The sequence below is a fragment of the Pseudomonas sp. NPDC089534 genome, from assembly GCF_044749305.1.
In the GTDB taxonomy this organism is placed as follows: domain Bacteria; phylum Pseudomonadota; class Gammaproteobacteria; order Pseudomonadales; family Pseudomonadaceae; genus Aquipseudomonas; species Aquipseudomonas ekonensis.
Genome location: NZ_JBIVHR010000133.1, coordinates 1 through 11,744 on the forward strand (window position 1 = coordinate 1; position 11,744 = coordinate 11,744).

Below are 11,744 nucleotides of genomic sequence, written 5' to 3' on the forward strand. Positions count from 1 at the left end.
CCTTCACCGTCACCGCACTCGATGGCGTCACCACCCTGACCGTGGGCGGCATCGCAGTTGTCACCAACGGCGTGGCCGCAGGTTTCCCGCAGTCGGTCACCACTCCGCTGGGCAGCACGCTCACCATCACCGGCTTCAACGCAGCGACCGGCGTGGTCAGCTACAGCTACACCTTGGTGGACAACGAGGCGCACCCGAACGCCAACGGCGCGAACAACTTGCCTGAGCAATTCGCCGTCACTGTGGTGGACGACAACGGCACCACGGCCAACGGCACGCTGGACGTGAACATCATCGACGACCTGCCGAAGGGCGTGAACGACTCCAACGCCGGCACCGCCTCGGAAACCAACCTGACTTTGTCGGGCAACGTCCTGACCAACGACGTGCAAGGCGCCGACCGCGTACCGACCGGCCCCAACGCCGGCCCGATCACCGCCGGCACCTTCACCGGGACTTACGGGACGCTGGTGCTCAATGCCAACGGCACCTACACCTACACCCTCAACACCAACGACCCGGACTTCAAGAACCTGCACGGCGGCGGCAACGGCACCGAGACCTTCACCTACACCATCACCGATTCGGACGGCGACACCAGCACCGCCAACCTGGTGCTGAACATCCACAACAACGACGACCCGGTGACCCTCAACGGCCTCGACGTCAACGGCGGCGAACTCACGGTCTACGAGAAAAACCTCAGCGACGGCAGCAGCCCCAACGCCTCCGCGCTGACCCAAAGCGGCACCTTCACCGTGACCGCCCCGGACGGTCTGCAAACCCTGACCGTGGGCGGCATCGCCGTGGTCACCAACGGCGTGGCGGCGGGCTTCCCGCAATCGGTCACCACGCCTTTGGGCAGCACGCTGACCATCACCGGGTTCAACGCAGCGACCGGCGTGGTCAGCTACAGCTACACCCTGGTGGACAACGAAACCCACCCGACCGCCAACGGCGCCAACAGCCTCACCGAGAACTTCAACGTGGTGGCCACCGACGGCGATGGCAGCACCGCGAGCGGGCAGATCAACGTCAACATCATCGATGACCTGCCCACCGCCAAACCCGACACCGGCTCGGTGGCGGAGGGCGGCACGGTCAACGTCAGCGTGCTGGGCAACGACGTCAGCGGCGCCGACGGCGCGGCCACCGTGGTGGGCGTGCGGGCCGGCAGCAACACCTCGACCTCTGCCATCGGCGGCCTCAACAGCAACATCAACGGCACCTACGGCTACCTGACCCTGGACGCCGCCGGCAACGCGGTCTACCACAGCAACCCGAACTCGGTGAGCCCGCCCGGCGCCACCGACACCTTCACCTACACCATCCGCGACACCGACGGCGACGAGAGCACCACCACGATCACCATCAACGTCGCCGACTCCAACCTCAAGGCGTCGGTCGACCAGGACGTGACCGTCTACGAAAAAGCCCTCGACCTGACCAAGGACGGCCAGGACCTGGCCGCCGGCACGGTCACCGGCAGCGAGCCCGGCAACACCGGCGAAACCATGTCCGGCACCCTGGTCGGCTCGGTCACCGGCGGCAGCGGGGCGATCACCTACACCCTGGTCGGCAGCGGCACCGGCACCTACGGGCAGATCCTGCTCAACGCCGACGGCACCTACACCTACACCCTGACCTCGGCGCCGAAAACCACGCCCAACGCCAACGACGGGCCGAACGTGCTGAGCGAAAGCTTCACCTACAAGGCCACCGACGCGCTGGGCAACGCCACCACCAGCACCATCGTGGTCAACATCGTCGACGACGTGCCCAAGGCCGTGGCGTCCGACCGCTCGGTGGCGGCGGTGGAGATCGACTCCAACATCCTCATCGTGCTCGACATCTCCGGCAGCATGGCCGACGCCTCCGGCGTGCCGGGCCTGTCGCGGCTGGACCTGGCTAAGCAGGCGATCAGCGCCTTGCTCGACAAGTACGACGACCTGGGCGACGTGAAGGTGCAGCTCGTCACCTTCAGCAGCAGCGCCACCGACCGCACCTCGGTGTGGGTCGACGTGGCCACCGCCAAGACGATCCTGGCCGGCCTCAGCGCCGGCGGCGGCACCAACTACGACGCCGCCGTGGCCATGCTGCAGACCGCGTTCAACACCTCGGGCAAGCTCACCGGGGCGCAGAACGTCGGCTACTTCTTCTCCGACGGCAAACCCACCACCGGCCAGGAGATCGGCACCGCCGACGAGGCTGCGCTGAAGAACTTCCTCGACGCCAACAACATCAAGAACTACGCCATCGGCCTGGGCAACGGCGTGAGCAACGCCAACCTCGATCCGCTGGCCTACGACGGCATCAGCCACACCGACACCAACGCGGTGGTGGTCACCGACCTCAACCAGCTCAACTCGGTGCTGTCGGGCACCGTGCAGGGGGCGCCGGTCACCGGTTCCCTGCTGGGCGAGGGCGGCACGTTCGGCGCCGACGGCGGCTTCATCAAATCCATCGTGGTCGACGGCACCACCTACACCTACGACCCCAAAGCCAACAGCGGCCAGGGTTCGCTGACCTTCAGCGGCGGCGCCAACCACGGCACCTTCAACACGGTCAACAACACCCTGAGCATCGCCACCAACAACAGCGGCACCCTGGTGATCAACCTCGACACCGGCGACTACAGCTACACCTCGCAGAAGACCACCACCACGGTCATCACCGAGAACATCGGCTTCACCGTCAGCGACAACGACGGCGACCTCGCCAGCTCGACGCTGACGGTCAAGGTCATCCCCAACTCGCCGCCGGTGGCGGTGGACGACCACATCATCACCAACGTGCTGTCGGGCAACATCGTGGTGCCGGGTGAACTGCTGGTGGCCAACGACAGCGACCCGGACGGCGACACCCTCAACGCCTCGCCCACCAGCTTCAACACCGGCTGGGTGGCCAAGGGCGCGGACTTCACCGGCTCAGGCGCCATCAACTTCTCCGGCACCAGCAACACCGCCGCCAACCAGAGCCTGGCCGACGTGCGCAGTTCGTTCGCCGCCAACACGGCCGCCATGACCGCCGTGCTGGTGGTCAGCGGTTACCTGGGCGCGGTGACCAACGCCAACGCCAACGACGAGGACCTGATCACCATCAAGCTGAAACAGGGCGAGACCCTCAACCTGGACCACAACCTGGCGGCCGGGCACATCACCATGGAGTACTCGCTCAACGGCGGGGCGTTCGTCAGCATCGCCGACGGCGGCACGATCACCGCCGGCGCCGACGGCACCTATCAGATCCACCTGACCAACATCACCAACACCAGCGGCGGCAACGCCAACGCGGCGGAGAACTACCAGCTGACCATGACCGTGAACTACGCCGGGGCCCAGAACACCACCCCGGACTACCACGGCACCTACACCGCCAACGACAACCACGGCGGCAACGACACGGCCAACGTGACCATCAGCTACCAGGACGGCCACACCCTCACCGGCACCTCGGGCGATGACGTGCTGGTGGCCGGCAGCGGCGACAACATCCTCAACGGCGGCGACGGCAACGACGTGCTCACCGCAGGTTCCGGCAACAACGAGCTGCACGGCGGCGCCGGCAACGACCTGCTCTACAGCGGGCCCGGCAACGACCTGCTCGACGGCGGCAGCGGCATCGACACCGCCAGCTACGCCCACGCCACCGCCGGGGTGACGGTCAACCTGAGCCTGCTCGGTGCGCAGAACACCCTTGGCGCCGGCACCGATACCCTGACCGGCATCGAAAACCTCGTGGGTTCGAACTTCAACGACACCCTCACCGGCGACAGCAACAGCAACGTCATCAACGGCGGCCTGGGCAACGACATCCTCAACGGCGGGGGCGGCGACGACCTGCTGATCGGCGGGATGGGCAACAACACCCTCACCGGGGGACCTGGGGCCGACACCTTCCAGTGGCTCAAGGGCAACAGCGGCCACGACACCGTCACCGACTTCACCCCCGGCACCGACAAGCTCGACCTGTCGCAACTGCTGCAAGGGGAAAACGGTACGGCGGCGTCGCTGGACGACTACCTGCACTTCACCGTCACCGGCAGCGGCGCGTCGGTGATGACCACCATCGACGTGAGCGCCATGGCCGGCGCCACGCCGAACCAGACCATCGACCTGGCCGGCGTGAACCTTGCCAGCCACTACGGCGTGACGCCGGGGGCGGGCGGGGTGATCGCGGGCGGGGCGGACACGGCGACGATCATCAACGGGATGCTCAATGATCATTCGTTGAAGGTGGATACGGTCTGACCCGCCGCCATGGACTCTCAGCATCCCTGCTGCATTTGAGGGGCGTGAAACGACAAACCCGTGTTCCCGATTTACGAGAACACGGGTTTGCATCGCCTTCCCTATTACTTGATGCCAACACCCAAAGCCTGATTGTTGAAAAAACTGTACATGATGGCGGCGGCGTTGCTGCCTGTCACAAGATTTACCGTCATTTTTGCAGGCTTCAGGAAATAAGTTGTCGGGGTGGTTGACCAGTACCAGCCATTACCCATTGGCCATCTCCCTGCGTAAGCCCGTTGAATTTCGTGCAACTCATCAAAGTTGGGAATGTGTGCTCCCAGCCTGGCAGCTGCGGAGCTCATTGATGTCCAGTCGCCAGCGCCCACTCCGAAAACTTGAATCACGCCGCCAACGGACACGGAATAGCTCAGGGATTGATAGGAAGCATCCCTGGCTGTAATTGTCGCGGTTCCACGCCCTCTGACGGTCACCAGTCCTGTCGAATCGACCACTGCGACGGCTTGATTGCTTGACGTGTAGGTGTAGGGCGGTTGCCCGTTGGATGCCTGGTGGTGCACCGATGTGCCCGCCCCAAAATTTGGCAGCAAATTGGGGTAGGCTGGAAGCAGATAGATTTTTCCGTTCAGCGTCACCGGACTAGTATTGAAGCTCAAAGGCGAAACCACGGTGAAGTTCCGGGCATTGGACACCTGGTCGGTGCTCACAGCCTTGGCCGTGATCGAATGAGCGCCCACGGCCACGCTCAGGCTGGTTTCCCAGACGTTGCCCACCGCCCGCACCGTGTGCTTGGGCACATTGTTGTCGTGGATCTGCACTTCGTGATCGGGTGTGACGCCGCCCCGCAACGTCACGGTCGTGCGGGTGGTCCTGCCGCCCTCCGGCACTTCACCGTTCGAATCCCTCACCGAGGTGATCGTCGGCGCGACGTGTTGGGCCACGATAAAGGTACGTGGCGGGGCGGACACCGGGCTGTCGCCGTACAGCGCCATTGCGGTCAGGCTGTAGGCCTTGACGGTCAACCCGTTGATGGCATGGCTCCAGTCGCCCTGGCCGTCGGCCAGCGGTTCGCCCAAGGCCTGGGTGCCGTCGAGCAGCCGCACCTTCTGGTTGGGGCTGGCCGTTCCCTTGACGGTGACGGCCCGGTCATAGGTGGTGGCGCCGTTGGCGACGGTGCCCCGGGAGTCCGTGACATTGGCGATCACCGGCACGTTGGCGACGGCCACCGTGAACGCCCACGGCGGGCTGGCCACCGGGTTGGCGTCATACAGCGCCCGCGCGGTGAGGTGATAGGCCTTGACCGTCAGGTTGTTCAGCACCTTGCTCCAGACGCCTTCCGAACCGGTGCCGTCCGAGGCGACGTCGGCCGAGCCGTAGGAGTTGGTTCCGTCGAGAATTTCCACTTTCTGCCCACGGGTCGCCGTCCCCGTCAACGTCACCTGATCGTTGTAAGTGATGCCGCCGTTCGCCACCGTGCCCCACTGATCGGTGACCCCGGTGATCGCCGGAGTCAGGTAGTCGTAGCGGGTGCGGATCGTCAGGTTCAGCCGAGGGAACTCGACGGCGGTGTGCTCCTGCACGTCGCCATCGAACGCCACCTTGCACACGACCGACGCCGGTGAGGCGTGATCCAGCTTCAGCAGTTCGGCGCGGGGCAGGGGTTCCTTCAAACCGGCGCTGACTTGCCCGGCGGTGATGAGCGCACCGTCCAGCATCACGATGCGATAGTCGCTGCCTTCCAGCGTCTTGCCCTCCAGGCGCAGCCACAAACGCTGCTCAAGCGCGATGTAAGGCCAGACCTTGACGAGCACATCCGGATCGCCGACGAACTCCATCAAGTCCAGCACCTGATTGACCGCTTGCGGCACCTCCGGGCGCGGCAGTTGCGTCTCTGGCGACTGGAACCGCAGCACGTTGAGCGTCAGCGTCTCGGAGGTCGTCCAGAAGTTGTAGCGCTTGACGTCATAGGTCACCGCCACCGGCCGGCCGATGTTGGGCCCCACCACCGAGGCCGGCAGATGGAACTGCACCCGGCCGCTGGCGTCGGCCGGCAGTTCCAGGTCCTCCGAGGTGCCGGCGCCGAGCGTGCCGCGCCACTTCAGGGCGATGGTGTCGAGTTCCGGGTCCATGTTGGCGTACTCGACCGCCACATCGACCCCGGCCAGCGCCTTCATCGGGTCGAGGCTGTCGGCATCGGCCTGGAGCACCTCGGGCGGCGGCAGCTCCCCGACCAGTTGCCCGATCAGCAGCTCATAGGTAGCCGAATAGCTCAGCAGCCCGGTGGCCGCATGTTTGAGGGTGTAGCGGATCTTCACGTACTGTCCGATGCTGGGCGTGACAAAGCGGGCGTCCACCCGGAAGTTCACCGGTTTGCCGGCCGACACGGTGGTGATGGGCAGCCAGTCGCTGGTGCTGATCTCGGCGTCCACGGCGGTCCAGTAGTAGGTGAGGATGTCGTCCTTCACCGTGCCGGTGTAGCCGACGCGCACCGTGACCTTGTCGTACACCCTGGCCGGGTCGAGCACGCCCTCGATGGCCTCGGGCACGTCCGGCGCCGGCAGGGTCGCGGGAATCGCCTGCACCTTCAGCAGCAGGTGTTCGGACTCGCTCACGCCGTAGGCCGCGATGTCGTTGGTCACCCGGTACCAGAGATCCAGGCGTCCGTTGGTGAGCAAGCCAATGTGCTCACCCATGACATACAGCGTGACGAGCTTGGATTCGGCGTCGTTGCGACTGATATCGAACTGTTCCGTGTGCACATAGGGCGCACCGTTGGCCAGGGTGCCCTCCCAGATCAGTTCGATGGTGTCGCCGTCCGCCATGCCGGGGTAGTGGATGTCGACGGTGGCATGGTTCACGTCGGGCTCAAGGAAATCGCCCACCGCCTCGCGGATCACCGGGGCAGGGTGGGCGTACACATCGCCGATCACATTGGCGAACGTGTGCTTGGAGGCCAGCGGCGGTTGGCCGTCCTTCTTGGTCAGCACGTAGAACACATCCACCGAGCCCTTGGCCAGCGCCCGTACCTCTTCGTAGGGAACCAACAGTTCAAGGTTGCTCGGCACGTTGGCGATGACCGTCGATTGCGTGTGGACCAGCGGCTTGCCGGTCAGCGGCGTGCCGGTCCAGGTCATCGTCACGGTGTCGCCGACGGCGAAGTCTTCGGTACGGACGGGGATCTGCACGGTGACGGGCTGCTGGTTCAACTGTTTGAGGTCGATGACGCCGTTGACCGATTCCTTGATGATAGGCGCCTCCAGGCGCGAGGCGCCCGCCTCGACGTCGACAGTGGTGGTGAGCGACCACTTCTCCGAATAGTTCCAGACTTCGTCATGCACCTCGTACGCAATCAACAAGGCCGAACTGTCTCCGCCGGCGAGGATGTCGGCCTGCTCGGCGCGCACCACGATGGGCTCAGTGCCGTCGACCTGGGCCTGCGACAGCACCAGCGGCGCCAGGAACACGCTGCCCCACTTCACCTGGATCGTGTCGCGCAAGGCGATGTTGGGGTAGCGCTGGATCGTCATCGGCACGCCTTTGGCGGCCCACTCGGCATCGATGCCTTGCTCGATCACCTCCTGGGGCAACTGCACGATCTTGAGCTCCGAATGGCCGGGCTTGTGCGGCTCCTTGTCGATGCCGGCGGGGCGGTCGAGCTTGACCCTCAGGCGCAGCGGCACGGAGGGATCGTCCGGCGCCGCTTCCCCTGCGCGGTGCAGCAGGAAATAGCACTCCTCGATCCAGCCCGGCACGAAGCGGCTGGCCTCGACAAAGAAGAACAGCCGCTGATTGACGTCGTTCGCCGCCACCACATGGTGGTAGGCCACGTTCTTGTCGATGAACACATCCACGGTGTCGCCTTCGAACATGGCGATCCACGGGTCGATGACAAACATCACCCCTTGGTCATGGTCGGTGACCACGGCAATGCTGATGCCGCCGTCGCCGTCCGTGACCGGGCGGGTCATGCCGGCAATGAATAAGGGATGCAGGGCCAGCACGCCGAAACCGGGCGCGCCGCCGACGAGCGTGAGCGGGGAGGGCAGGTAGGAACGCAAAGCGGTCATGGTCAGCTCCTTGCCGAGGTGGGCATGGATGTGCGGGCAGGTCGTTGACCGGAATTAGGGACTGCGCAGGGCCGTTTGACCACTGTCAGATCTGACAGGGGGAGGATGTTTTCCGATGATTGGCTGCCTTTTTCAGCCCGCCGCGAACCCTGTGGGAGCCAGCCTGCTGGCGATGGTGGCGTGTCAGTCGGCATCACATTCGACTGGCCCACCGCTATCGCCAGCAGGCTGGCTCCCACAGGGTCTTGCGTCTGCTCAAAGGGCGGCGTCGGCCTTCAGTTCCAGGCTGTCCAGCACCCGGTTCACCGCCAGTTCGCCGAGCATGATCAGCTGCGCGATGCCCTGCGCCGTATGCCGGTGCTGACCGTCCAGCAGCCCGGCGAAGTTGTTGGCCATGACCTTGGCCGAGGTCAGGGTCTCGCAGGCGTCGGCCAGCAGTTCCTCGTTGTCGGCGGCGGGGGCGATGGCGTAGAGCTTGCTGATCTTGAGCGTAGGTTCGGGGACGAATATCGGGTTGAGGTAATGGTCGAGGGCGCGCTCGGCAGCTTCGTTGAGCTTGCGCGAGTCGGGGGATTCGTAGGGGGACGTGGGGTCGGTTTCGGGTGGGTTGGGGGTGGGTTTGAACATGGGAACGGCCTCTAGAGTGATGGAACCGCCCTGCTTCGCTGCTAAACGAAAGGAGGTGGCGGCTATACGCGGGTTAGCAGACCAGGACTCTAGAACCCGGCGCACCGAAGTGCCCCGCGCAAAGCCGCCATGACACAAGAACGGACGGCATTGTGCATCTAGAGGGAGTCGGGCTGCTAAACCCGATCACTGATTCGTCAGTGACCGCCAAACGATAGAACCCGCCCCCAAGGCGCACAAGCCGGCGGATTCTGGCGTAGCTGTAGGCAATGGCGCAAGGTGGTGTGGGGTAGCAGAAATGGTTTTCAACGGAAGTAAACGGATTCGTTGAAAAATGAAGTTCTTAGCCATTTCGATTGAAAAGGGGACGTTTAAATAAATACGTCCCCTTTTTCCTAAAAAGGGCGAATAAATGTATTCGTCCCCATGTTTTCTATTGTTAAGTTTTTATAAGTTTGAATTTATAGTGCGGTGCGTGTAAAGCTGAAGTAGTCGAAGGAAATTGTATCAGGACGTTTAGTTTTTACTGTCATTCTGAAGATTTGATTTTGCGTGCTTGAAAATGTAAATGGTTGGGGTGGAAATATCGGTGCTAGATACCGAGTTCCCAGATGTTGATTGTTTGTGTTGAAAAACGAAACTTCGGTATCGGCGAGTTCAGAGAATCGGTACCAGAAACTGACAGAGGAATAACTGGTAATGAACTGGATTTCCATGTGCTGTTGAATGCCTGTTCCGTCTAAATGCATAACCAGTATTTGTCCTGAACTTTGGCCGTGTATCGGAGCGTGATTATTATTTTCAATTCTAGATAATGGAGCTATCCCCAAATAACCATCGCCTTCAAGGAAGGAAATTGTCATGGTCGGCAATACAATCCGCCCGCGTGCATAGATGAAGTTTGAATTTACGCTGTCGAAATTTTCTGCTAGAGGTACAGCTCTGACAGTTAGCGTCCACACGCTCGATTGCATTCCATCTCCATACAGAGCTTTGGCCACAAAACTGTGGAGCGCCACGCTCAATCCTGATGCCGCTAATGTCCAGACACCGGTACTGGCATCCGCCGTCGTCTGCCCCTTGGACACGGTGCCGTCGAAGATCTCGACCTGCAAACCTTTGCTGGCGGTGCCCTTGAGGGTCAGCGTGGTGCTGACGGTGAGGCCGCGCTCGGGCACCTCGACGTTGTTGGCGTCGAGTACGTTGGTCAGCGTCGGTACCATCACGGCCACCACTGTCAACGCCCACACACCGGACTCAGTCCCGCTCCCATACAACGCCTTGGCCTTAAAACTGTGCGCACCCACGCTCAACCCGGTCATTCGGAGCGTCCACACACCTTTGTCATTCGCCGTGGCCTTGCCTTTCGAGACCGTCCCGTCGAACAGTTCGATCTCCAGAAAAGTGTTGGCCGTCCCGCTCAGTTGCACGGTGGTGTCCACTGTGCTGCCGCCGTTTCCGATGGCCGCTCCTTTGGAGTCCTGCGCGGCTGTGATCGCCGGCCGCTGGCCGTTGATCGATGTAAAGCGGCGGATGTTCGACGTGGGCTTGTTTCCGTACTGCGCAACAGCCTTGATGCTGTGGAGCACGTTCAGGCTCACGCCGGTCAGTTCGATGGACCATTTCCCGTCGGCGGCGACCTTCACCTTGCCTTTGGAGGTCGTGCCGTCAAACACCTCCAGTTCCTGGCCGGGCGCTGCGGTGCCGGAGACCGTCAGCCGGGTGTGCACGGTGTAGCCGTTATCGGGAATCTCCCAACCGCTTTGATCCTTAACCGACGTGATCGACGGTGCTTCCAACGGCACCGTCCGCACCGTATACACCCGCTCCGCAAACACCACCGCATTGGCCGCCACGTTGCTCTTGTCCAGCGCCGCCTTGAACTTCAGGGTCAGCTGGCTGCCGTCGGCCAGGTCCTTGAAGTAGCTGTTGGGCACGCTGCGGTTCCAGTACTTCTGCTGGAACCACGTGGCGTTGACGTAGGAGCCGCTGCCGTTCCACACGACCCGGTCATGCGCCGCGCCGTCGGCCTTGCGCCCGTGCAGACTCATCCACACCTGCTGGCCCACGGCGATCAGCGCCCAGTCCTGCGCGCGGATCGTCACGTCCTTGCTGCCCAGCACCGCCAGATCCAGCACGTTGCCCGCGTCGGCGTCGGTGATGACCGGTGAGTTCAGCGCCGTCGCCGGCAAGGTGCCGACCTTCAGGTTCAGCGGCGGCGAGACGAACACCTTGTCGCCGCGCTTGATGGTGTAGGTCACGCTGACTGTCTTGCCCAGGTTGAACGCCAGCACCGTGGGCGGCAGGGCGATGCTGTAACCGCTTTGGCTGATCGGCTTGGCCTCGGTGGTGTGTGAGCCCGAGGCGTGGCTGCCCGGCGCGCCCTGCCAGGTGACGCTGAGCAGGTCGGCGGGCTGCAGGCCTTCGGCGGGGACGACGGCGGTCAGCGCGTCCTTGGCCTTCACCGGCTGCAGGGTCTGGCCGTCGGCCTCGGCCTGCTGGATGCGCGGCGGCTGCAGCTGTAGCGCCACGCCGATCACGAACGTCAGCGGATTGGAATAGCTCACCTTGCCCGTCTCGGCCCGCTTGATGCTGTAGCTCGCCGTCAGCGTCTCCCCGCGCCGGGCCTCGAAGTGCTGCTGCACGAACGCGGCGCTCAGGGCGAAGTCGACGTTCTTGCCGGCGCTGAGGGCGTTGAGGGTCTTGCTGTCTTCGTAGATCACTGCGCCTGCGGCGTCGCGCAGTTGCCAGGTGACCACGTCCTGGGGCTTGGTCGGGGTGGCGACCGGGTTGGGGCAGG

General features: G+C 63.5%; 3 protein-coding genes and 1 pseudogene. 1 reads left to right on the plus strand and 3 read right to left on the minus strand.

Features of this window, described 5'->3' with window-relative positions; all coding sequences use genetic code 11:
* A partial coding sequence (locus ACIP0B_RS26280; RefSeq protein ID WP_400837623.1) for a beta strand repeat-containing protein occupies nt 1–4,250 on the plus strand: 4,250 nt, incomplete at its 5' end.
* 104 nt (nt 4,251–4,354) lie between these two features.
* Here the strand turns inward: ACIP0B_RS26280 and ACIP0B_RS26285 are convergent.
* The 3 genes and pseudogenes from ACIP0B_RS26285 to ACIP0B_RS26295 all read right to left on the minus strand — a co-directional run.
* Nucleotides 4,355–8,317: an Ig-like domain-containing protein gene (locus ACIP0B_RS26285; RefSeq protein WP_400837626.1), complete on the minus strand. Its 3,963-nt coding sequence runs from the start codon at nt 8,315–8,317 to the stop codon at nt 4,355–4,357.
* A gap of 255 nt (nt 8,318–8,572) precedes the next feature.
* Nucleotides 8,573–8,944 carry a DUF6124 family protein gene (locus ACIP0B_RS26290; RefSeq protein WP_400837629.1) on the minus strand — a complete coding sequence of 124 codons (372 nt, stop codon included), beginning with the start codon at nt 8,942–8,944 and terminating at the stop codon, nt 8,573–8,575.
* Nucleotides 8,945–9,405: 461 nt separating this feature from the next.
* A pseudogene (locus tag ACIP0B_RS26295) lies at nt 9,406–11,744 on the minus strand (hypothetical protein); the annotation flags it as partial.

Coding starts and splice junctions, on each gene's coding strand:
- ACIP0B_RS26285 (WP_400837626.1), bottom strand. CDS start 8,317: ATGACCGCTTTGCGTTCCTACCTGCCCTCCCCGCTCACGCTCGTCGGC.
- ACIP0B_RS26290 (WP_400837629.1), bottom strand. CDS start 8,944: ATGTTCAAACCCACCCCCAACCCACCCGAAACCGACCCCACGTCCCCC.